Source organism: Leifsonia sp. Y878 (assembly GCF_057669685.1).
On record NZ_JBYHFS010000002.1, the window covers coordinates 702,505 to 724,607 of the forward strand.

Annotated in this window: 18 protein-coding genes; 12 read left to right on the forward strand and 6 right to left on the reverse strand. The window is 63.9% G+C overall.

The genetic code is table 11. The annotated features are described in order from the left end of the window. Positions 1-62 precede the first annotated feature (62 nt). Positions 63-1,658, reverse strand: a complete 1,596-nt coding sequence (locus tag AC25Y4_RS09410; RefSeq protein ID WP_488120126.1) for an ABC-F family ATP-binding cassette domain-containing protein — start codon at positions 1,656-1,658, stop codon at positions 63-65. A 51-nt stretch (positions 1,659-1,709) separates the two neighbouring features. Next, the gene (locus tag AC25Y4_RS09415; RefSeq protein ID WP_488120127.1) at positions 1,710-2,228 is read right to left on the reverse strand and encodes a hypothetical protein; all 519 of its coding nucleotides are present in this window, start codon (positions 2,226-2,228) and stop codon (positions 1,710-1,712) included. 74 nt (positions 2,229-2,302) lie between these two features. Here AC25Y4_RS09415 and AC25Y4_RS09420 point away from each other — a divergent pair, with 74 nt between their 5' ends. Both AC25Y4_RS09420 and AC25Y4_RS09425 read left to right on the forward strand, forming a co-directional pair. Next, positions 2,303-2,653, forward strand: a complete 351-nt coding sequence (locus AC25Y4_RS09420; RefSeq protein ID WP_488120128.1) for a GntR family transcriptional regulator — start codon at positions 2,303-2,305, stop codon at positions 2,651-2,653. Continuing rightward, positions 2,650-3,642, forward strand: a complete 993-nt coding sequence (locus tag AC25Y4_RS09425) for a DUF1648 domain-containing protein (protein WP_488120129.1) — start codon at positions 2,650-2,652, stop codon at positions 3,640-3,642. Before AC25Y4_RS09420 ends, AC25Y4_RS09425 begins: the two co-directional genes overlap by 4 nt. A gap of 78 nt (positions 3,643-3,720) precedes the next feature. On the opposite strand, the gene AC25Y4_RS09430 is transcribed toward AC25Y4_RS09425, so the two are convergent. Both AC25Y4_RS09430 and AC25Y4_RS09435 read right to left on the reverse strand, forming a co-directional pair. Then, complete coding sequence (locus tag AC25Y4_RS09430; RefSeq protein WP_488120130.1) at positions 3,721-5,271, reverse strand: Mur ligase family protein; 1,551 nt, start codon at positions 5,269-5,271, stop codon at positions 3,721-3,723. 285 nt (positions 5,272-5,556) lie between these two features. Then, positions 5,557-6,741 (reverse strand): acetyl-CoA C-acetyltransferase, encoded by a 1,185-nt coding sequence (locus AC25Y4_RS09435; RefSeq protein WP_488120131.1) that lies wholly within the window; start codon positions 6,739-6,741, stop codon positions 5,557-5,559. Between the two features lie 204 nt (positions 6,742-6,945). Here AC25Y4_RS09435 and AC25Y4_RS09440 point away from each other — a divergent pair, with 204 nt between their 5' ends. The 6 genes from AC25Y4_RS09440 to AC25Y4_RS09465 all read left to right on the forward strand — a co-directional run bounded on the left by AC25Y4_RS09440 (position 6,946) and on the right by AC25Y4_RS09465 (position 14,770). Further along, the gene (locus AC25Y4_RS09440; protein WP_488120132.1) at positions 6,946-7,692 is read left to right on the forward strand and encodes a 3-hydroxybutyrate dehydrogenase; all 747 of its coding nucleotides are present in this window, start codon (positions 6,946-6,948) and stop codon (positions 7,690-7,692) included. Further along, on the forward strand, positions 7,689-8,621 hold the full coding sequence (locus tag AC25Y4_RS09445; protein ID WP_488120133.1) for an alpha/beta fold hydrolase: 933 nt from the start codon (positions 7,689-7,691) through the stop codon (positions 8,619-8,621). Before AC25Y4_RS09440 ends, AC25Y4_RS09445 begins: the two co-directional genes overlap by 4 nt. Next, on the forward strand, positions 8,618-9,718 hold the full coding sequence (locus tag AC25Y4_RS09450) for an alpha/beta fold hydrolase (RefSeq protein WP_488120134.1): 1,101 nt from the start codon (positions 8,618-8,620) through the stop codon (positions 9,716-9,718). The genes AC25Y4_RS09445 and AC25Y4_RS09450 overlap by 4 nt, the downstream gene beginning before the upstream one ends. Before the next feature lie 83 nt (positions 9,719-9,801). Further along, on the forward strand, positions 9,802-10,962 hold the full coding sequence (gene ispG / locus AC25Y4_RS09455; protein ID WP_488120135.1) for a flavodoxin-dependent (E)-4-hydroxy-3-methylbut-2-enyl-diphosphate synthase: 1,161 nt from the start codon (positions 9,802-9,804) through the stop codon (positions 10,960-10,962). Positions 10,963-11,183: 221 nt separating this feature from the next. After that, entirely contained in the window at positions 11,184-12,806 is a 1,623-nt protein-coding gene (locus tag AC25Y4_RS09460) for a M28 family peptidase (RefSeq protein ID WP_488120136.1), read from the forward strand. A 182-nt stretch (positions 12,807-12,988) separates the two neighbouring features. Next, a complete protein-coding gene (locus AC25Y4_RS09465) occupies positions 12,989-14,770 on the forward strand; it encodes a proline--tRNA ligase (protein ID WP_488120137.1) in 1,782 nt (593 codons plus the stop codon). A gap of 82 nt (positions 14,771-14,852) precedes the next feature. Here the strand turns inward: AC25Y4_RS09465 and AC25Y4_RS09470 are convergent, their stop codons facing one another. Together AC25Y4_RS09470 and AC25Y4_RS09475 are read right to left on the reverse strand one after the other, a co-directional pair. Further along, positions 14,853-15,608 carry a DUF1206 domain-containing protein gene (locus AC25Y4_RS09470; protein WP_488120138.1) on the reverse strand — a complete coding sequence of 252 codons (756 nt, stop codon included), beginning with the start codon at positions 15,606-15,608 and terminating at the stop codon, positions 14,853-14,855. Between the two features lie 381 nt (positions 15,609-15,989). Further along, positions 15,990-16,916 carry an SPFH domain-containing protein gene (locus tag AC25Y4_RS09475; protein WP_488120139.1) on the reverse strand — a complete coding sequence of 309 codons (927 nt, stop codon included), beginning with the start codon at positions 16,914-16,916 and terminating at the stop codon, positions 15,990-15,992. A gap of 208 nt (positions 16,917-17,124) precedes the next feature. Between AC25Y4_RS09475 and nusA the strand changes: the two genes are divergently transcribed. From nusA to rbfA, 4 genes are all read left to right on the forward strand, one after another. Next, entirely contained in the window at positions 17,125-18,135 is a 1,011-nt protein-coding gene (gene nusA, locus AC25Y4_RS09480; protein WP_488120140.1) for a transcription termination factor NusA, read from the forward strand. A gap of 8 nt (positions 18,136-18,143) precedes the next feature. After that, positions 18,144-18,401 carry a YlxR family protein gene (locus AC25Y4_RS09485; RefSeq protein ID WP_488120141.1) on the forward strand — a complete coding sequence of 86 codons (258 nt, stop codon included), beginning with the start codon at positions 18,144-18,146 and terminating at the stop codon, positions 18,399-18,401. A 76-nt stretch (positions 18,402-18,477) separates the two neighbouring features. Next, positions 18,478-21,333 carry a translation initiation factor IF-2 gene (infB, locus tag AC25Y4_RS09490; RefSeq protein WP_488120142.1) on the forward strand — a complete coding sequence of 952 codons (2,856 nt, stop codon included), beginning with the start codon at positions 18,478-18,480 and terminating at the stop codon, positions 21,331-21,333. A 244-nt stretch (positions 21,334-21,577) separates the two neighbouring features. After that, positions 21,578-22,090, forward strand: a complete 513-nt coding sequence (gene rbfA, locus AC25Y4_RS09495) for a 30S ribosome-binding factor RbfA (RefSeq protein ID WP_488120143.1) — start codon at positions 21,578-21,580, stop codon at positions 22,088-22,090. Positions 22,091-22,103 lie beyond the last annotated feature (13 nt).

The window sequence follows — 22,103 nt, forward strand, 5'->3', positions numbered from 1 at the left end:
GAAGCCCCGAGAACAATCGGCCTCGAGAGCAACGGGCCCCCAGCGCAACCAGACCCCGCCGCCTACGCCGCGCGCACCTCGATCTCGCCCAGACCGGCATCCGCGCCGCCAAACACCAGGTGCCGGTTGGCCACCTTCTCGGTGAAGAACCTGTCGTGGCTGACAACCACAATCGCGCCGGGGAAGTGCAGCAGTGCTCGCTCCATCACCTGGGTGCTCGACATGTCGAGGTGGTTGGTCGGTTCATCGAGCAGCAGAACGGATGCGCCAGACAACAGGCACTGCGCCATCGCGACGCGTGCGCGCTGGCCTCCGGAGAGGTTGCCGATCTTCTGCTTGAGGTCTGCCTCTGAGAACTGGAACATCGCCAGGAACCTGTTCACCGATTTGCGCGTGGCGGTGAAGGCGAGGCTGCCCGGCAGCGCGTTCACGGCGTGGGTGACGGTGTCGTCAGGGTCGAGATCCGCGAGCATCTGGTTGTACGACACGACTCCGGAGCCGCTGGCCCAGCTGACCGTGCCGGCATCCGCTTTCTCTTCGCCGGTCAAGACCTTGAGCAGCGTCGACTTGCCGCTGCCGTTTGAGCCAAGCACCACGAAGCGGTTGCCGCGACGGATCTCAAATGTGAGGTCGTTGAACAGCGTCTTGGCGCCGTAGGACTTGCTGAGCGATTCGACGCGGCAGAGCACGTCCTTGATGTGCAGCCCGCCGTAGATCTCGGTGATGATCTGGTCGACGGGGCGTGGCGCACGCGACTTCTTGATCGTCGCCAGCTGGCTGCCGAGCTTGCGACTCGCCGCCTTTGTTGCCTCACGGCGATCGGCGATGCCCTCCGCTTCGAACGCCAGCAGCTCTGATTCGTGCACGAACTGCGCTTCAAGCGTCTTCAGCTTGAACTGCTTCTGCACCACGTATTCGCCGAAATTGCCCGGGTACTCATGCAGGTGGAAGTTCTCAACTTCGATGATGCGAGTGACAACGGCATCCAGGAATTTCCGGTCATGCGAGACGATGACTGCCGCGCCGCGGAAGTCGCGGAACCAGGCCTCAAGCCATTCGACGCCGGCGACATCGAGGAAGTTGGTGGGCTCGTCGAGCAGCAGCACGTCAGGGCGCTCCAGCAGGATCTTGGCGAGGGCCGCACGGTTGCGCCATCCGCCAGACAGCTCGTCGATAGCGCACACCCGGTGCGCCTCGTTGAAGCCGAGAGTGGTGAGCGCCGTGTCGATGCGGCGCGTGTAGTCCCAGCCGTCGAGGCGGTCCATGTCTTCGAACAGCTCGGCCTGGCGCATGATCAACCGGTCGAGTTCTGCGCCGCCAGACGGGTCGGCCGCAATCGCGACATCGATCGACGCCAGCTCGGCCTCGATCGCCTTGATGTCGACGAACAGCTCGTCGAGCACCTCGAGAATCGTTGCGGTGCCGTCGAGTTCGGAGAACTGGGAGAAGTACCCGATCTTCGTACCGGATTCCACGGTGACCGTGCCGGAGTCTGGCATCACCTGCTCAAGGATCAGCTTCAGGATCGTCGACTTGCCAGACCCGTTCTTGCCAATCATGCCAACTCGGTCGCCAGGCTCGAGCCGGAAAAAGGCTTCCCGCAAAATCTGTGTGTTCTCAAAACGGATGCTTACATCGTGCAGCCTGATCAGGCTCATTACTGCTGTCCTCTCGGGCGCAGGCTCTATGGTCTGCGGCCAGAGACGAGTCTACAAACCTCCGGTGCAGCGTGAGCTGGCAGTGATGACGATGTGGGGCTCGTCGGCCGGCATCCGCTCGGTGATCTTGTAGATCAGGAGGAGCGGACCGACCGCCGTGACGGTGTGGTACCCGCTGCCCGGATTCATGGTGGATGACGTCGACCAGCGCTTGGCCTCGTAGCGGCTGGAGAGTTCGTTCAGCCAGGCCAGCCGATCGAACTCGGCGGTGACGGTGATGGTGCGGGTGAAGGCCGCCTGCATCCCGCCGCCGCCATCCGGGCACGGTTCGGTCGTGCGTTCCTCCGTTGAGTGTGCGTGTGCCTCGGCCGGAAGCGAGTTTTCCATGGCATCTAGTTCGACGCTCACCTCCGCGGAGACTCCGGCTTCCGTCGTTGGGCGATCCGTCCGGGTGTTCAGGCTGACAGCGACCATTGCGGCCAGCAAGATGCCTACTGATGCAGCCAGAATCACGGTCGGCCGCCGGATCCAGTTGCGAGCGACAGTGCTGGCTTTATGTATTTCCCCCATGCCGGAAGACTAGACGAGAAGGGGATGCAGCCCTACCGGTTGTTCTATTACAACTAGAACAATAGGATGGACTCATGTTAGTTCGAGTCGATCCGTTCTCAGAGGTTCCCCTCTTTGAGCAGCTGTCAACGAGCATCCGTGCAGCAGCCATTGATGGGTCGCTGCAGGCAGGCGAACGACTTCCGTCCGCGCGAGAACTCGCGCACTCTCTCGACGTCAATCTGCACACCGTGTTGCGGGCGTATCAAACGCTCCGCGACGAGGGACTGATTGAACTGCGCCCCGGCAGGGGAGCGACCGTCACGGAGCGAGTGGCCGACTATGCCGGCCTGACCACAGCGGTCAGCTCGGTTGTCGCAGAGGCCCGCGCCGTTGGGGTGTCACGTTCGGCACTCCTGGCCATCATCAGAGAGGCATACCAATGACCGCAGCATCCGTATCCACGACCAGGCGCTTCGTCGTGATCGGGGGAGTCGTGCCGGTCGTGATCGCTCTCGCGTCGTCGATCCTGATGATCACGTGGATTCCAGACCTCCCCAACCCTGTCGCAACCCACTGGAACGGCTCCGGCCCCGACGGATTCGGTTCAGCGTGGGCTCTCGTTTTCATACCCCTCGGCATCACCGTCCTGTTCTGCGCGATCGCTCTCGGTTCCCTCTTGAGCGCGCGTTCCACCGGCCAGCCCGGCTTCAACCAGAAATTCGTTGTCGTGATGGGCGTGTGGCTCAGCGTTCTCCTGAGCGTCGGCGTCGCCGGTTCAGCCTGGATCCAGCGCGGGCTAGCGGATGCCGCTGACGCGGGCGATCCCGTCCTCTGGCTTCTCGCCGGCGCTGGCATCGGCCTCGTCGTCGCCGGCATCGCCTGGCTGCTGCTGCCCGCCGCCGATGACTCCCTCCCAGAGGGCGAAGAGCCGACAGCGATCCGGCTTGCTCCTGGTGAGCGCGTGGCCTGGTCACGCAGCGCGCGCATGGCCCCTGGTGTGCTCGTCTTGATCTCAGCGGTGATCCTGGTGGCATTGGTGTCGCTGATCGTCGCGGTTGTGACCTCAGGCGGCACTGCGCTCTTCGGAATGGCAACCCTCGTGCTCGTGCTGGTCCTCGCCGCGACGACTACGGTCTGGCGGGTGAGCGCCGACCGCCGCGGTCTTGTCGTGCGCAGCATGCTCGGTTGGCCTCGGGTGAAAATTCCCGTGTCAGAGATCCGCGACGTGCAGGTCGTCGACATCGTGCCGATGGCTGACTTCGGGGGATGGGGCTACCGTTTCGGTGCTCAAGGGCGAAGCGGAATCATCCTGCGGGGCGGCGAAGCCATCGAAGTGACGAAGGCGAACGGTAAGCGTTTCGTGGTCACCGTCGACGACGCGCGCACCGGCGCCGGTGTGCTGCTGGCCATTGCCGGCCAGCCGACGCCCTGAGGGCTCATACACAGCCCTGAATGAGCGGATGCCGCCCCGACGCCGTGTGCGAACGGAGCAGCTGGGCAGGGGCGCACCTCAGCCCGACGCCGGCCACCCGTGTCGCGTGAGTGCTTCCCTGGCCAGTGCGCGCGCAGAGTACGGCGTGCGCACGCCCCTGATGTCGCGGTAGTCCTGGTGCCCAGGTCCTGCCCAGAGGATCGCGTCGTCGGCATCGGCGAGGTCGACCACGTAGTCGATGGCGGCCTCCGGTGGCGACACCTCCACGATCTGCTTGTGGGGGAAAGCCTCCCTGGCGGCATCCAGCAGCATTCGGCGGATGCTGGCCGGGTCTTCAAAGCGCGGGTGATGGTCGGTGATGACGACGATGTCGGAGTTGGCGGCGGCGACCCTGGCCATTTCGGGGCGTTTGTGCGGGTCGCGGTCGCCGTCGGCGCCGAACAGCATGATGACGCGGCCCTGGGTCACAGCCCTTACGGCCCGGAGCGTCTTCTCGAACGCGTCTGAGCTGTGGCCGAAGTCCACGTATACCCGCGGTCCTGTTGGCCCTGACACGCTCTCGGTGCGGCCGGGAATGTACACGTCGATTCCGTCTTGCAACGCAGCCGCGACCTGGGAGATGGGGTAGCCGGCCGTGACGATCATCGCAATCGCAAGCCCGGCATCCGCTACGAGATGGTCACCGAGCAGGGCGACCGATGTCTCAACGGCCTCCCCTGCCCTGTTCTGCACACGGAAGCGGGTTGCCTCCGGCAGCACCTCGAGAATCTCCAACTGCCAGTCGGGGTCGTTGCCGGCGTCGGCGGAGATCGACGTGACAGGGATCCCATGCCCAGACATCAGCCGGGCGCCCCACGGCGTCTCCAGGCTCGCAACACCGACGCGCGCTCGAGCCGGACTGAACAGCATCTCCTTGGCTTCGAAGTAGGTGTCCATCGTGCCGTAGTCGTCGAGGTGGTCGATCGAGAGGTTGGTGAAGCCAACGCAGTCAAAGAGGATGCCGTCGACGCGGGAGTGGGTGAGGCCCTGTGCGCTCACTTCGAGCACGGCAGCCTCCACGCGCTCTTCCGCCATCCGAGCCAGCAGCGCATGGACGTCGGTGGCCTCCGGTGTCGTCAGCTGGGAAACGAAGATCTCGTCGTTGATATGACGCTCGGCCGTGCTTGAGAGGCCAGTGACGATTCCCATCTGCCGCAGGGCAGCCTCAAGAACGTGAGTCGTCGTGGTCTTGCCGTTCGTTCCCGTGATGCCGAACAGGGTCGGGGCGTTCTCGTGTGTGCTGTAGAGGAATGCGCTGAGCTCGCCGAGCCGATCTCGCAGATTGTCGCTCACGATGTATGGCACGCCTGCTGCCAGCACCGCCATTTCGCCTGCCGCATCGGTGAGCACGGCGACCGCGCCGGCCTGCACCGCACGGTCGCTGAATTCGGCGCCATGGCCGTTCTTTCCTGGCAGGGCAACAAACAGGTCGCCGGGCTGCACGGTCCTGGTCGAGAGGGCGATGCCCGTCACTATCGTCGCAACGTCATCAGCCGCATGCCGAGACCCGACGTGTGCGGCGAGGTCGGCCAGCCGGATGCGCGGAGGCGTGCGGGGCCGAATGACAGGGGGGATGCTTTCGAGTGCCATGCCCGAACCCCCTGCCGATCAAACCCCTCCCGGTCTGCCCCGAACGATGTGGGAATTCTCACCCCGAGAGTGTCGGACAGTATCACCGCGCTCAGCAGTGCGACAAGGGGAGCGGGCGGCCGGCGCCGGAGTGGGCGCGGCGGAATGACAGGGCGGCTGAGCCGCGAAAGAGGCGTCAGTTCACACGGATGAGCGGGTAGGCCCACCCAGAAAGTGCGCCAATTCAAACAACGCCGATTCACACAACGCGGTGCGTCAGCGTGACAGCGAAGACAATGACGTGCGTCAGCGTGACAGCAGCAACGCGTCGCCCTGGCCGCCACCGCCGCAAAGCGCGACTGCAGCCTTGCCCGCCCCCCGCCTTGAGAGTTCGAGTGCTGCGTGCAGTGCCAGCCGCGCGCCAGAGGCACCGATGGGGTGGCCGATCGCAATTGCTCCGCCATGGATGTTGACTTGGTCGCTGTCGAGGCCGAGATCGATCGTCGACTGGTACGAGACTGCGGCGAAGGCCTCGTTGATCTCCACGAAATCGAGATCGCTCGTGGTCCAGCCCTGGCGCGTGAGAGCGTGTGAGATGGCGTGTGCCGGCTGGGAGTGCAGCGAATTGTCGGGTCCTGCGACATGACCGGATGCCTGGGCGACGGCCAGCCACGTGAGCCCGTGCGCTTCTGCCCACTCACGGTTTGCCAGTACCAGAGCACTCGCGCCGTCCGACAGTGGCGAGGAATTGCCCGCAGTGATGGTTCCATCCGTTGTGAATGCCGGGCGCAGCTTTCCGAGAGTGTCGACGGTGCTGTCGCCGCGCACCCCTTCATCGGCGCTGATAACAATCGGCTCACCGCGTCTCTGCGGCACGGACAATGGCGTGATCTCGTCGTCGAAAACACCGGCAGCGGATGCTCGTGCCGCGCGCTGGTGCGACACAGCGGCGATCCTGTCCTGGCTCACCCGATTGATGCCGAGCCTGCCATTGACCGTCTCGGTGGACAGGCCCATGGAGAGGCCGTCGAAGGCATCCGTCAGTCCATCATGGGCGGCATGGTCGAAGGCGGTGACGGCGCCGTACGGCCAGCCCTGCCGGGAGCCAGGCAGCAGGTGCGGGGCGTGGGTCATCGATTCCTGGCCACCGGCGACGACAACGCTGGCTTCTCCTAAACGGATGAGCCTGGCCGCGTCCACCACGGCAGCCAGCCCAGACAGGCAGACCTTGTTGAGCGTCATCGACGGAACGTGCCAGGGGATGCCGGCAGCGATCGCGCTCTGCCTGGCCGGATTCTGGCCGCAACCGGCCTGGAGCACCTGTCCCATGAGTACGGCGTCGACCTGCTCTGGGGCAACGCCGGCGCGGGCAAGCGCACCGGTGATTGCGGCTGCTCCGAGCTGCACGGCGGTGAGCGCGGCAAGCTGTCCGTTGATGCGACCCTGTGGGGTGCGTGAACCGGCCAGGATGACGACGTCGGTTGCGCTCATTGTGATGACTCCTTTGTCATGGATAAGAGGTGAAGGTTTACAGCTGCAACTGCACCAGTGAAGAAATGATGTCATGCCGCTTGATTGCCTCTTGACAGTAGCGCTGGCTGCTGGGAGTTTTGCCTCACGGATGATCACTGGTGATCACTGAGTTCCCGCACTGGCGCAGGGGCACACGCCACTCGGCGGGGAAGGCTGCACACCATGACAGACCTGAATGGCCGGTCCGCACTCATCACCGGGGGAGCCAGCGGCATTGGGGCCGCGATTGCGAGACGGTTTGCCGAAGCGGGTGCGATGGTCACGATTGCCGACGTGAACGGCGACGGAGCGAGCGCCCTGGCCGATGAACTCGGCGCACGTGCGTGGCAGGTCGACCTGTCAGATACGGAGGCGCTGGCATCCCTCACTCTCGACTGCGACATCCTGGTGAACAACGCCGGGATGCAGCACGTCAGCCCGATCGAGGACTTCGACCCAACCACATTCTCCTTCATGCTGACCGTGATGCTTGAGGCGCCGTTCCTGCTGATTCGCGCGGCGCTTCCGCACATGTACCGGCAGGGCTTCGGCCGGGTCATCAACGTGTCCAGTGTTCACGGTGTGCGCGCATCGGCGTTCAAATCTGCCTATGTCGCGGCCAAGCATGGGCTGGAAGGCCTCTCCAAGGTGACAGCGCTTGAGGGTGGGCCTCACGGGGTGACCAGCAACTCCATCAATCCGACGTACGTGCGTACGCCCCTGATCGAGGCCCAGCTGCCGGCGCAGGCGCGACTGCACGGCATTTCGGAGGCAGACGTCGTGTCCACCGTGATGCTCACTGAAAGTGTGGTCAAACGCCTCGTCGAACCCGAGGAGGTGGCACGTCTCGCGCTCTTCCTCGCAGGACCGGATGCCGGGATGATCACGGGCGCCAGTCACATGATGGATGGCGGGTGGAGTGCCAGATGAGCACTCGCTCACCGTTTAGGGTGCCGATCGATGGCGGGATGCTGTCCGGCGCAATCTGGGAGCCGGGAGGCGCCATTGCCGGCGGGCTCAGCGGGCTCGGCGCTGATGAGCTGCCGATCCTCGCCATCCACGGCATCACCGCCTCCCACATGGCCTGGCAATTCCTCTCCGAGGCGCTGCCTGGCGCCCGCATCATCGCGCCAGACCTCCGCGGTCGCGGACGCAGCAACGGGCTATCAGGCCCGTATGGCCTGCGGCAGCACGCGAGGGACATTGCGGCGTTACTGGCCGCCATCGACGTGCCGCGTGTCCGCGTTGTCGGGCACTCGATGGGTGCTTTCGTCGCTGTTCGATGTGCTGACCTGTATCCGGGCCTGGCCCAGGCACTCGTTCTGGTTGACGGTGGCTTGCCGATTCCCAGGCCAGCTGGTGTCGATCCAACGGCGATGCTGGGGCCCGCCGCCGAACGTCTGACCCGAACATTTGTGAGCCGTGAGGCATACAGGCAGTTTTGGCGCGCACACCCGGCGTTCGCTGATATCTGGTCGCCCGAAGTTGAGGCATACAGCGACTACGATCTGGACGGCGATGAGCCGGAACTGCACCCGTCAACCAGGGTTGCCGCCATGGCAGAGGACGTCATGCAGCTCGACGGCTCTGACGGATATGCGGAGGCTCTTCGGTCCCTGCGACCCATGGTCGATTTCCTGCGCTCGCCGCGGGGATTGATGGATGAACCCAGCGGCTTGTACAGCGCTGCGGACTTCGACGCGTTCGCTGCACAGCTACCCGGTATCGGCATGCACACCGTTGATGACACAAATCATTACAGCATCATCATGACAAGGGCGGGAGCGGATGCCGTGGCATCCGTTCTCACTGCCCAGTTATCCCAACCCGACACAGTCAGAAAGGTTCACGCGCCATGAGGAAGACGATTCTCGACGGCATCACCCAGCTCATCGTGCCGACGTCCCGGCTGAGCGCCGGGGTGCTTGAACGAGCGAGCAGCTCCCCGCTTGAACCTGCGTCCACCCTGGTATTCATCCACGGGAACGTCTCATCCGCTTTGTTCTGGCAGCAGGTCATGCTGACGCTTCCCGCTGACATCCGCGCTCTCGCCATCGACCTGCGCGGCTTCGGCGCGAGCGAGACCCTGCCCGTTGACGCAACTCGCGGACTGGGAGACTTTTCCGACGACGTCCTGGCTGTGCTCGACGAGCTCGGGATTGCGCGCGCGCACCTGGTCGGCTGGAGCATGGGTGGCGGCGTTGTCCTGCAGTTCCTGTTGGAGCACCCTGGTCGTGTGGAATCTGTGACGCTGCAGGCGCCGGTGTCTCCCTATGGATTCGGCGGAACAACCGGGACGTCCGGCACTCGGCTGACCGACGACGACGCCGGAACAGGGGCGGGCGGCGCGAACCCCGAGTTCGTGGCCAGGCTGGAAGCCGGTGACCGGACAGCGGATTCGGCGACATCACCGTTGGCCGTGTATCAGACCGCGTACGTGAAGCCACCGTTCTCCTCTGAGTACGACGACATCTGGGTTGAATCGATGCTGACGACGGCAACCGGACCCGCAAATTACCCGGGCGATTCTGTGCCATCGGCGCACTGGCCCGGCTTCGCTCCAGGAACGCTCGGCGTGCTGAACACGATGGCGCCGCAGTATTTCGATGCCAGTGGGATCGTCGGACTCGACGACAAACCAGCCATCCTGTGGGTGCATGGCACAGACGACGTCATCGTGAGCGACAATTCCGTCTTCGACCTCAACTCCCTGGGGCAGTTGGGCGTCATCCCCGGCTGGCCGGGAGCGGATGTCGCGCCGGCACAGCCCATGATCACCCAGACGCGCGCCGTGCTTGACGGCTATCGAGCAGCCGGGGGAGAGGTGACAGAAATCGAGTTCGCCGAGTGCGGCCATTCGCCGCACCTGGAATATCCGGACATGTTCGTAGCCGCATTGGCCGAGCACGTTGCACGTGTTTACAGCGGTGCCGACGAACTGGATCCATCTGCGTGAGCCCGTGTCCTAACGAGCCCGGACGCTCGTGCGCTTTGCGCGCGTTCAGGATGCCAGCTGTGCACACGCGTAAGCTAGGTTCCGTGGCTGCAATCAACTTAGGGATGCCCAAAGTACCTGAGGTACTCGCTCCCAGACGTAAGACCCGTCAGATCAAAGTCGGTAAGGTCCTTGTCGGCGGTGACGCGCCAGTCAGCGTCCAATCGATGACGACGACCCCGACCCCGAACATCAACGCGACCCTGCAACAGATCGCCGAGCTGACCGCATCCGGATGCGACATCGTTCGCGTCGCAGTGCCAAGCCGTGACGACGCTGAAGCTCTTCCGATCATCGCGAAGAAGAGCCAGATCCCCGTGATCGCCGACATTCACTTCCAGCCGAACTACGTGTTCGCGGCGATCGACGCCGGTTGTGCTGCCGTGCGCGTGAACCCGGGCAATATCCGCAAGTTCGACGACCAGGTTGGCAAGATCGCGGCAGCGGCCAAAGCCGCTGGCGTCTCGATTCGTATCGGCGTCAACGCCGGTTCGCTCGAGCCGAGCCTGCTGCAGAAGTACGGCAAGGCCACCCCTGAGGCGCTCGTCGAGAGTGCCGTCTGGGAAGCCAGCCTGTTCGAAGAGCACGATTTCCACGATTTCAAGATCTCGGTCAAGCACAACGACCCGATCATCATGGTGAAGGCATACCGCCTGCTCGCCGAGCGCGGTGACTGGCCGTTGCACCTCGGCGTTACAGAGGCCGGACCGTCGTTCCAGGGCACCATCAAGAGCGCAACGGCGTTCGGCATCCTTCTGTCAGAAGGCATCGGCGATACCATCCGCGTCTCGCTGTCCGCACCGCCTGTGGAGGAGATCAAGGTCGGCCTGCAGATCCTGCAGTCGCTGAACCTGCGTGAGCGCAAGCTTGAAATCGTGTCGTGCCCGAGCTGTGGTCGTGCCCAGGTTGACGTCTACAAGCTTGCCAACGACGTGACGGATGGCCTTGAAGGCATGACGGTACCGCTGCGCGTTGCCGTGATGGGCTGCGTTGTGAACGGACCAGGCGAGGCGCGCGAAGCAGACCTCGGCGTGGCATCCGGAAATGGCAAGGGCCAGATCTTCGTGAAGGGGCAGGTCATCAAGACCGTCCCTGAAGCGGAAATCGTTGCGACGCTGATCGAAGAGGCGAACCGCCTGGCGGCCGAGATGCCTGCCAGCGACACGAGCGTCGGTCAGCCCGTCGTCACCGTCGGCTCGAACTAACGCTGTCGGCTCGAACTAACACTGTCGGCTCGAACTAGCGCGCCAGTCCGATTTCACCCCGCCTCCGCATGGCTCCCAGCGTTTTCACAGTTTCGATAACGATCCGATAACGGCGAGAACCAAAGTCCCCGGTCGGGGGCACTCTCCCCAGTGGAAGAGCGCCCCGGCCGGGGCGCTCTCCTCAGGTGAAACGGCCCCCGCAGGGCCGATCGGAGGAAATCGTGCGAGGTAGAGCAATTGTTCTCACCGGGCTGGTCATCGCGGCCGTCATAGTCCCGGCGACGACGGCGGTGGCTGTCGACGACATCAATACCGACAAGCTGCTGAAGGCAGTGACGGTGAATGGCATCCTGCAGCATGAAAGAGCGCTGCAGCGGATTGCGAACAACAACGGAGGCACCAGGGCCTCCGGCACTCCCGGCTATGAGGCATCAGCGGCATATGTGAAGAGCCAGCTGACCCGCGCCGGCTACAAGGTGACGGAGCAGAAGTTCGACTTCCCGTACTACGAGGAGGTCACCCCTGCCACGCTGAGCCAGGTGTCACCTACTCCGACCGACTATGAAACCGCGACACTGGAATACTCGGGGAGCGGCGATGTCGTCGGCGCAATCGTGCCAACGACGAACGTCGTGATCCCTGCCACAGAGGTGCCAAGTTCGGCCTCAGGATGCCTGGTCACCGACTACGTGCCCGCATCAGCGACGGAGCCGCAGGTCGCACTGATCCAGCGCGGAACATGCACGTTTGCCGAGAAGGTCGCCGCCGCGATCGAAGCTGGGTACGACGCCGCAGTGGTCTTCAACGAAGGCAACCCTGGGCGAACCGATCTGCTCACCGGCGTGACGCTCGGTGGGCCGGTGGCCATCCCGGTGGTTGGCCTGAGCTACGCGGATGGCGCTGCGCTGTATGAGGCATCACTGGTCGGGCCGGTCACCGTGGCCGTGCACGCCGAGGTCATCGCAGAGACACGCACCACCACGAACATCCTGGCCGACGCCCCGAAGGCCAAGAATGACAAGAACGACAAGGGTAAGGGCAAAGACAAGGGCAAGAAGGGCAACCACGGCAACGGCGGCGGCTCCACTCCAGAGGTCACCCCCGACAGGGTGGTCGTTGTGGGTGCTCACCTTGACTCCGTACTTGCAGGGGCAGGAATCAACGACAACGGCAGCGGTACCAGCGTGACGTTGGAGACCGCGATCCAGATGGCGAAGCAGAACATTAAGCCGCAGCAACAAATGCGGTACGCGTTCTGGGGAGCCGAGGAATCCGGCCTGCTTGGATCCACGCATTACGTCGACACCCTCACCGATGACCAGTTGGCCGAGATCTACGCGAATCTGAACTTCGACATGCTCGGGTCGACCAACTATGTGCGCTTCGTCTACGACGGTGATGGCTCCGCAGATCCCGATGGTCTGTCAGGCCCTCCCGGATCCGCGCAGATCGAAGCCATCTTCAACGACTACTTCGCCAAGGTGGGACTGGCGAGTGCCCCGACAGCTTTTGACGGCCGCTCAGACTACGGGCCGTTCATCGCTGCGGGCATCCCGGCCGGCGGACTCTTCAGCGGGGCAGAGGAGTTGAAGACCGAGGAGCAAGCCGCAGTGTTCGGTGGAACAGCGGGAGCGCCACTTGACCCCTGCTATCACCAGGCCTGTGACGACATCACGAACCTGAGCACCGCGGCATTGAACGAGCTCGGCGATGCGGCAGCGCACGCCGTGATGACGCTCGCGCTCACCAAGACCGGGTTCTTCGAAGACGGCAGCCGGGTTGCTCCGTCACCGCAGATCTCGGTTGACGACCTCGATTACTGGGGGAGCAAGCAGCTCCGATGAGCGAGTGCTGAGCCAGCACCGAGTCTGTGCTGAGTAAGCGCTGAATGACCGCGGGTCCGGTCGGCCGGTACACAGCCGACCGGACTCGCGCACGTCTGGGCCATGGCTCATTGCGAGCCCGCCGTGAGTCCATCACGGTCATCCAGCCGGGGCCGCGCAGCGGGGAAGCTAAAGTAGAAGGCGTGCCTACACGCCTCTCCAACTATTTCCTCCGAACCCTTCGCGAAGACCCCTCTGATGCAGAGGTGACCAGCCACCGCCTGCTCGTGCGGGCCGGCTACATCCGCCGCCAGGCGCCAGGTATTTTCGCCTGGCTCCCGCTTGGCCTGCGGGTGAAGGGCAAGATCGAGGCGATCGTTCGCGAAGAGATGGCCAACGCCGGCGCGCACGAAGTGCACTTCCCTGCGCTCTTGCCGCGCGAGCCGTACGAGGTCACCGGCCGCTGGGATGAATACGGCGACGGTCTGTTCCGCCTGCAGGACCGCAAGGGCTCCGACCTGCTGCTGGCCCCCACCCACGAAGAGGTCTTTACGCTCCTCGTGAAGGACCTGTACAACAGCTACAAAGACCTTCCCCTGTCGATCTATCAGATCCAGGACAAGTACCGCGACGAAGCACGACCCCGTGCCGGTCTGCTGCGTGGCCGCGAGTTCACCATGAAGGACGCATACTCCTTCGACTACACAGATGCCGGCCTCGACGCCAGCTACCAGGCCCAGCGCGACGCCTACGAGCGCATCTTCACCCGCCTCGGCCTCGAATACGTGATCGTCAAAGCGGATGCCGGTGCCATGGGTGGCTCGAAGAGCGAAGAGTTCCTGCACCCGACCGTCGTCGGCGAGGACAGCTTCGTGCGTTCGGCCGGCGGATACGCCGCCAACGTCGAGGCATTCACGACGCTGGCCCCTCCCGCACGCAGCTGGGACGGCCTGCCGGCAGCGGAGATCTTCGACACGCCAGACACCCCGACCATCCAGACGCTGGTCGACAGCGCCAACGCGAACCACCCGCGCCCAGATGGCAGGGAGTGGACCGCAGCCGACACGCTGAAGAACGTCGTTCTCGCGCTCGTGCAGCCGGATGGCACCCGCGAACTCGTGATCATCGGTATCCCTGGTGACCGCGACGTCGACCTCAAGCGTGTCGAGGTCGCCTTCGCTCCGGCAGAAGCCGAAGCGGCAACCGAAGCCGACTTCGCGCGCCTCGACAAGCTCGAGGGCAACCCTGGCCTGGTGAAGGGCTACATCGGCCCGTGGTCACCGGCCGGCGCCGTGCTGGGCGAGAAGTCGAGCACCGGCATCCGTTTCCTGGTCGACCCCCGCGTCGTCGATGGCACAGAGTGGATCACCGGAGCCAACGAGACCGGCAAGCACGTCTTCGGCCTCGTTGCCGGTCGTGACTTCCAGGCTGATGGCACCGTCGAAGCTGCAGAGGTACGCGCCGGCGATCCTGCCCCAGACGGCTCAGGCCCTGTGGAGATCGCCCGCGGTATGGAGATCGGCCACGTCTTCCAGCTCGGACGCAAGTACGCAGAGGCGCTCGGCCTCAAGGTGCTCGATGAGAACGGCAAGCTCGTCACCGTCACGATGGGTTCGTACGGCATCGGCGTGACCCGCATCCTCGCGATCATCGCCGAGCTGAACAACGACGAGAAGGGCCTGATCTGGCCAGAGTCGGTGTCGCCGTTCGACGTGCAGGTCATCGCTACCGGGCGTGACGAGATCGTCTTCGAGACCTCTGAGAACGTTGTCGCAGCAATCGAGGCCACCGGCCGCGACGTGCTCTACGACGACCGCCGCAAGGTGTCGCCCGGCGTGAAGTTCGGTGACGCAGAACTGATCGGCATCCCGAACCTGGTTATCGTCGGACGCGGTGCTGCCGACGGAATCGTCGAGTTCTGGGATCGCAGGACGGGCGAGCGCGAACAGGTGGCCATCGCAGACGTCGCCGCACGCCTCGGCTAAGCAGAACCTCGCACCAACAGAACCGCAGGCGCGGTCGGCATTCGAGAGAATGCCGTCCGCACCTGCGGTTTTTTGCGCGACGTTAGAGGCGAACCAGCCGGGCGCGCAGCACGAAGAAGATGCCGTATGCGATCAAGCCGGCGCCGATGACGGCCAGTGTCGTGTCGCCGAAGGGAAGCTCAAGGAGCGCTTTGAATGCGCCGTCCATTCCGCTGACGCGATCCCGGTCGGTGGTGAATGGGGCCAGCACGAAGACGACACCGACGAGGCAGAGGGCGAGGCCCTTTGTCGTGTATCCGAGGATTCCGAGCGCCATCGTCGCAATGCCGCCCACGCCATCTGGCACCCGAATGGCGGAACTGAAACGAGCGGTGACGCCGCTGACCGCGAAAGAAACTCCGGTGGCGATCACGATCAGGCCGACGATGACGATGATGACGCCGCCGCCGGGGAGGTCAAGCAGTCGGGTGCTCGTCTTCCTGATGATCTCCGCAGTGCTCGTCGACTCGCCCCTGGCGAACGTGAACGCTGTTGCGGCGATGACCAGATAGCCGACGCCCTTGCCGAGCTCAACGACGCGGAAACCCCAGCGGCGGAGCGCGGACTGCTTGGTAGCCAGCAGTGCAGTGAGGATCTCCCAGGCGCAGAGCGCCAGCATGCCGACCATGACGGCCCAGAGCAGCACCACGCCACCAGGGATGGCCGAAATCTGCCTGAGCGCACCCGACTGGTCTGCCTCACCGCTCGTTGCACCCGTCGCTATGCCGAGAGAGATTGAGCCGATCATGATGTGCAGGAGGCCGATGGTTGCGATCCCGGCACGCGTCAGGACTCTCATCGGTGTTCGCTGTTCGGCGCGCCTGGCTACGGCTTTCGTCGCTGCTTTCGCCGCCTTCGCGGATCTGCGCACCGATTTGTCCTTCACGTCCTTAGGGTAGCCCGACCAGCGCGCCTCTACGCACCGCCTGGGCCTGTTGGGGTCCGTCCCGCGATGTGGGCAGCCCCACTTACGGGTCGGGCTGATCCTTCCGCGGACGCCCCCGCGGATTAGGTGGGCTGAGGTTCGACGGTGCGCGGCCCGCCCTCACGAGCGCTTGACGCAGGATCATCTCAATCTGCGCGTTGACGCTGTGCAGGTCATCAGCCGCCCACCGGGCCAGCGCGTCGTGGAGTGCCGGGTCGATGCGCAGCAGGAGTTGCTTACGCTCTCGGGTCACAGCTAGTACAACGTCCCGGTGTTCACGATGGGGGAGGCGGGCTGGTCGCTGCAGAGCACGACCATAAGGTTGCTGACCATCGCGGCCTTTCGCTCGTCGTCCAACTCGACGATGTTGTTTTCACTCAACTTGTTCAGCGCCAGTTCGACCATGCCGACGGCGCCCTCCACGATGCGGGTACGCGCGGCGACGACGGCATTGGCCTGTTGGCGGCGGAGCATTGCCTGTGCCACTTCTGGCGCGTAGGCGAGGTGGCTGATGCGCACTTCGACGATTTCGACACCGGCGAGTGAGATGCGTTCTGCGACCTCGAATGCCAGTTCTTTGGCAACCTGATCGGTTGAGCCGCGGAGCGAGGTGCCGCCGCTTTCTGTTCCGTCGTACGGGTGCGTCGTCGCCGTGTGGCGCAACGCTGACTCGGCCTGGACCGACACGAAATCTACGTAGTTGTCGACTGCATAAGTAGCCTTCGATGTGTCGGCAACCTGCCAGACAACGATCGCGGCGATTTCGACGGGGCTGCCGTCGGCGTCGTTGACCTTCAGGAGATTCGTCTCGAAGTTGCGTACCCGCACACTAACGCTGTGGCGGTTCGAGAACGGCACCACCATCGACATTCCGGGCTGGCGCACTGTTCCGATATAGCGCCCGAAGAATTGCACAACCTTGGTCTGCCCCGGTTGCACAATGATCAGGGATGACAACAGCACCACGAACGCGGCCAGGAAGATGAGGGCCAGTACGACCAGCAAGCCCGACTCGTTGCCGATGACAAGGAGCCCAATCCCGATGGCGAGCGAGGCGAGCGCGGCGAGAAGTCCCACGCCGCCCGGCACCGACGCGGCGCGGCGTTCCTCGATCTCGACGCGCACGCCGTCGTGGCCCACCGGGACCGTCTCGACCGTGGGGGTGTCGCTCAAGATGCTCATCGTGCTCCGCTCGTCGTGTAAGTAAAGTGATATCACTTTATGGCGTCGGGCAGTCAGGCGCAATACGCCACACGAACCGCCAGAGAATCGCCCGAGAGTGCCGCAGACAGCCGCCTGTGGGTGACGACCCCCTCAAGAATCCGGTACCGTAGAGAGAAGCCCCCCGCGCAGTTTCGCGGCGGCACAATTTGAATAGAGGAGGCCGGCCATGGACATCGACCTCAGTATGTTGCGGCTTATGGAGCGCGAGAAAGAGATCCCATTTGAGGAGCTCGCGCAGATCATTGAACAAGCCATCCTGACCGCATACCTCAAGCACATCCACCCGGGTGAGCACATGAAGCAGGCAGTGAGCGAAGAACCGGGTGCGCGCGTCGAACTCGACCGCAAGACCGGACACGTATCGATTTACGTTCCAGAGCACGACGAAGAGGGAAACGTCATCGGCGAAGCCGTCGACGACCCCAGCGACTTTGGTCGCATTGCGGCATTCGCCGCAAAGCAGGTCATCAACCAGCGCTTGCGCGATCTGGCTGACGACGCAGTACTCGGCGAATTCAAGAGCCGCGAAGGCGACATCATCGCCGGCGTGATCCAGCAGGGCCCGAACCCTCGCATGATTCACGTCGACCTCGGCACCGTCGAAGCGATCCTGCCCCCCGAAGAGCAGGTTCCTGGCGAGAGCTACGAGCACGGCCAGCGCATCCGCGTATACGTGACAAGTGTGAGCAGGGGACTGAAGGGTCCGCAGATCACCGTGTCGCGCACACACCCGTCGCTCGTGCGCAAGCTTTTTGCGCTCGAGGTGCCGGAGATTGCCAACGGCGTTGTCGAGATCGTGTCCCTTGCCAGGGAAGCCGGGCACCGCACCAAGATCGCTGTGCGCGCCACAGAGCCTGGCGTCAATGCCAAGGGCGCATGCATCGGTGAGCTGGGACAGCGTGTTCGCGCGGTCACCACTGAACTGAACAACGAGAAGATCGACATCGTCGATTTCTCCGCCGATCTCGCGACCTTCGTGGCCAGCGCATTGTCGCCGGCCAAGGTGACGAGCGCCTATGTCATCGACGAGTCGATCAAGGCGGTCAGGGCACTCGTGCCCGACTACCAGCTGTCGCTCGCCATCGGCAAGGAAGGCCAGAATGCCCGCCTCGCGGCCAAGCTGACCGGTGCCAAAATTGACATCCAACCTGACAGCATTCTGGAGGATGCCGAATAGGGGGTACGATGGAAGCCGTTAGAACGTGCATTGGATGCCGTCTGCGCGCACCTCGCTCCTCGCTATTGAGGGTCGTTGCCCGGGAATCAGAGCTTGTGGTGGATGAAACCGCCACACTCCCTGGGCGTGGTGCGTGGCTGCATCCGACGATGTCGTGCTTTCAGGAGGCCGTAAGGCGACGCGCTTTCGGGCGTGCCCTTCGCGTGACCAGATCCCTGGACGCGAGACACCTAGAGAACAGGCTGAATTGGCTAATGGATAACTAATGAGCGGCTCGAAATGAGACCCGTCCGTTACTAACGGTCTGCCCCTTTCCGGGTGCAGGCCCGGAACAGGAGAATTGTGGCTGCAAAACCACGCGTCCACGAGATCGCAAGCGACCTCGGAGTTGACAGCAAGGTAGCCCTTGCAAAATTGAAAGAGATGGGCGAGTTCGTCAAGGGACCGTCCTCCAGTGTTGAGCCTCCCGTTGCCCGGCGCCTTCGTGCCGCGCTCGAGGCCGACGGAGTAACGGGCACAGCGGCTCCTGCCGCTGATGCAGCGACTCCTGCGGCCCCGGCGGCAACGCCAGGCCCCAAGAAGCCGAGCACCGGCGTCAAGCCAGGCGCTCGTCCGTCGGCCAAGCCGGCACCAACACCCGTTGAAGAAGCACCGGCACCTGCCGATGCTGCTCCCGCGGTTGAGGTTCCCACTCCCGCAGCCCCGCTGACTGTCGCAGAGCGCCAGGCACAGGCTGAGGAGAAGGCTGCTGCTGCAGAGAAGGCCGCCGCTGCCGACAAGGCTGCGGCTACCGAGGCGCCCGAAGGCGCGGCTCCGGCCGCACCTGCAGGCAAGTCTGCGACGCCGGCTGCAAAGCCTGGCGGCAGCATCCCGAAGCCCCCGTCTGCTCGTCCGGGTAACAACCCGTTCGCCAGCAACCAGGGCATGGGCCAGCGTCCAGCTGCTCGTCCGGGTAACAACCCGTTCGCCAGTGCACAGGGCATGGGTCAGCGTCCGACGCCGACCCCGAGCAACATCCCACGCCCAGCAGCACCCCGTCCGGGCGCACCGCGTCCGGGTGGACCAGGCCAGGGCCAGCGCCCGACCGGCTTCGGCCAGCGTCCGGGTGGCTTCCAGCGCCCCGGTGGCGCTCCTGGAGCAGGTGGCGCAGCGCGTCCAGGCTTCTCCCGTCCGGGTGCAACCCCCGGCGCAACCCCCGGTTTCGGCGCTCCGCGTCCGGCCGGTGGCGGCGGCGGCGGTGGCCGTGGTCGTGGACCCGGTGGTGGAACCGCTGGTGCATTCGGTCGCGGTGGCGGCAAGAGCAAGGCTCGCAAGTCGAAGCGTACGAAGAGGGCTGAATTCGAGCTTCGCGAAGCTCCGTCGCTGGGTGGCGTGAGCGTACCCCGTGGCGATGGCGGCACCGTTGTTCGTCTGCGTCGCGGAGCATCCATCACGGACTTCGCCGACAAGATTGACGCCAGCCCCGGAAACCTCGTTACCGTGCTGTTCCACCTCGGTGAGATGGCAACGGCGACAGAGTCCCTCGATGAGGCGACATTCGGCGTGCTCGGTGAAGAGCTGGGCTACAAGATCCAGATGGTCTCGCCGGAAGACGAAGACCGCGAACTGCTCCTCACCTTCGACATCGACCTCGATGAAGAACTGGCTGAAGAGACTGACGAACAGCTTGAGCCTCGTCCGCCCGTCGTGACCGTCATGGGTCACGTCGACCACGGTAAGACTCGCCTGCTCGACGCCATCCGCAACTCGAAGGTTGTCGAAGGCGAAGCCGGCGGCATCACGCAGCACATCGGTGCGTACCAGGTCGTTGCTGAGCACGAGGGCGTCGAACGTCCGATCACCTTCATTGACACCCCTGGTCACGAGGCGTTCACCGCCATGCGTGCTCGTGGTGCGCAGGTGACCGACATTGCGATCCTCGTGGTCGCAGCAGACGACGGCATCATGCCGCAGACGATTGAAGCGCTCAACCACGCACAGGCCGCCAACGTGCCGATCGTGGTTGCAGTGAACAAGATCGACAAGGCAGACGCCAACCCGCAGAAGGTTCGCCAGCAGCTCACCGAATTCGGCCTCGTCGCCGAAGAATACGGTGGAGACGTCATGTTCGTTGACGTGTCGGCTCGCAACAACATCGGCATCCAGGAACTCCTCGACGCTGTGTTGCTCACCGCTGACGCTGGCCTCGACATGCGTGCAAACCCGAACAAGGATGCACGTGGTGTCGCGATCGAAGCCAAGCTCGACAAGGGTCGCGGTGCTGTTGCAACCGTGCTCATCCAGTCGGGAACGCTGCGCGTCGGAGACGCAATCGTCGCGGGCACGGCTTATGGTCGCGTTCGTGCGATGGCAGACGAGAACGGTGCAACCGTCCTCGAAGCCACGCCGTCTCGTCCGGTTCAGGTTCAGGGACTCTCCAGCGTTCCTCGCGCCGGTGACACCTTCCTCGTTATCGAAGAAGACCGCACCGCCCGCCAGATCGCTGAGAAGCGTGAAGCTGCCGAGCGCAACGCACTGCTGGCCAAGGCCCGCAAGCGCATCAGCCTCGAAGACTTCACCCGTGCACTCGAAGAGGGCAAGGTCGAATCGCTCAACCTCATCATCAAGGGTGACGTTTCCGGTGCTGTTGAAGCACTGGAAGAGTCGCTCCTCAAGATCGAGGTCGACGACTCAGTGCAGCTGCGCATCATCCACCGCGGTGTCGGTGCTGTCACGGAGAGCGACGTCAACCTCGCCACCGTCGACAACGCCATCATCATCGGATTCAACGTTCGCCCCGACACGAAGGCTCGCGAACGCGCTGCCCGTGAAGGTGTCGACGTGCGCTTCTACTCGGTCATCTACTCGGCACTCGAGGACATTGAGAACTCCCTCAAGGGCATGCTCAAGCCGGAGTACGAAGAGGTCCAGAGTGGTGTCGCCGAAATCCGCGAGGTATTCCGTTCCTCCAAGTTCGGAAACATCGCCGGTGTCATCGTGCGCTCTGGAACGATTACCCGCAACGCGAAGGCTCGTGTCATCCGCGACGGCATCGTCGTCGGAGACAACCTGGCCATCGAATCGCTGCGTCGTTTCAAGGACGACGTCACCGAGGTTCGTACGGACTTCGAGGCTGGTATCGGCCTTGGCAAGTTCAACGACATCCAGATCGGCGACGAGATCGAGACGATCGAAATGAAGGAGAAGCCGCGGGTCTAATGACTCCGGTGTGTGGGTAGTGGGTCTCCGCTCGATCCCCTGAAAAGGGAAGAGAGCGGGGACCCCTACCCCGATTCCCTTTTCAGGGGATCGAGCTGCGACATCAACCGCAGATTGTCTCCCGTCATTAGACGGCGGGAGGGATGAAAAGCTGAAAAGCTCAAGAGCTGAAAAGCTTAAGAGCTGAAAGGCTTGAAAAGCTTAAGAACGGCGGCTCACGGCCGCCAACAGAAGGAGCGAACACATGGTAGACCAGGCACGCGCCAGTAAAATGGCCGACCGCATCAAGGTCATCATCGCCAAGCGGCTCGAGCGCGGCCTCCGCGATCCCCGCCTCGGCTTCGTGACCATCACGGATGTCAAGGTGACGGGCGACCTGCAGCACGCGTCGGTCTTCTACACGGTGTACGGCACCGACGAAGAGCGCGCAGACAGTGCCGCAGCCCTCAAGGCTGCAACCGGCATGATGCGCAGCGAGGTGGGCAAGAACATCACCGCACGACTCACTCCGTCGATCGAGTTCATTGCAGACGCCATTCCGGAGAACGCCAAGCTCATCGAAGAGCTCCTCCGTGAAGCGCGTGAGCGCGACACAGAGGTCGGCCAGCTCGCAGAGGCCGCACAGTACGCCGGCGACGCCGACCCGTACGTGAAGCCGCGCGACTACGACCAAGACGACGCCGACTCCGACGATGACGCCATCGAAGAGACCGACGAAGACGATTCTGCACCGACTGGAAAGCACGTCGCCCCGTAACAAGGCGATGACA

Coding starts and splice junctions, on each gene's coding strand:
- AC25Y4_RS09435 (WP_488120131.1), bottom strand. CDS start 6,741: ATGAGCGCAACCGACGTCGTCATCCTGGCCGGTTCACGCACCCCACAG.
- AC25Y4_RS09415 (WP_488120127.1), bottom strand. CDS start 2,228: ATGGGGGAAATACATAAAGCCAGCACTGTCGCTCGCAACTGGATCCGG.
- AC25Y4_RS09470 (WP_488120138.1), bottom strand. CDS start 15,608: ATGAGAGTCCTGACGCGTGCCGGGATCGCAACCATCGGCCTCCTGCAC.
- AC25Y4_RS09410 (WP_488120126.1), bottom strand. CDS start 1,658: ATGAGCCTGATCAGGCTGCACGATGTAAGCATCCGTTTTGAGAACACA.
- AC25Y4_RS09475 (WP_488120139.1), bottom strand. CDS start 16,916: ATGAGCATCTTGAGCGACACCCCCACGGTCGAGACGGTCCCGGTGGGC.
- AC25Y4_RS09420 (WP_488120128.1), top strand. CDS start 2,303: ATGTTAGTTCGAGTCGATCCGTTCTCAGAGGTTCCCCTCTTTGAGCAG.
- AC25Y4_RS09440 (WP_488120132.1), top strand. CDS start 6,946: ATGACAGACCTGAATGGCCGGTCCGCACTCATCACCGGGGGAGCCAGC.
- AC25Y4_RS09450 (WP_488120134.1), top strand. CDS start 8,618: ATGAGGAAGACGATTCTCGACGGCATCACCCAGCTCATCGTGCCGACG.
- rbfA (WP_488120143.1), top strand. CDS start 21,578: ATGGTAGACCAGGCACGCGCCAGTAAAATGGCCGACCGCATCAAGGTC.
- AC25Y4_RS09445 (WP_488120133.1), top strand. CDS start 7,689: ATGAGCACTCGCTCACCGTTTAGGGTGCCGATCGATGGCGGGATGCTG.
- AC25Y4_RS09430 (WP_488120130.1), bottom strand. CDS start 5,271: ATGGCACTCGAAAGCATCCCCCCTGTCATTCGGCCCCGCACGCCTCCG.
- AC25Y4_RS09425 (WP_488120129.1), top strand. CDS start 2,650: ATGACCGCAGCATCCGTATCCACGACCAGGCGCTTCGTCGTGATCGGG.
- nusA (WP_488120140.1), top strand. CDS start 17,125: ATGGACATCGACCTCAGTATGTTGCGGCTTATGGAGCGCGAGAAAGAG.
- AC25Y4_RS09485 (WP_488120141.1), top strand. CDS start 18,144: ATGGAAGCCGTTAGAACGTGCATTGGATGCCGTCTGCGCGCACCTCGC.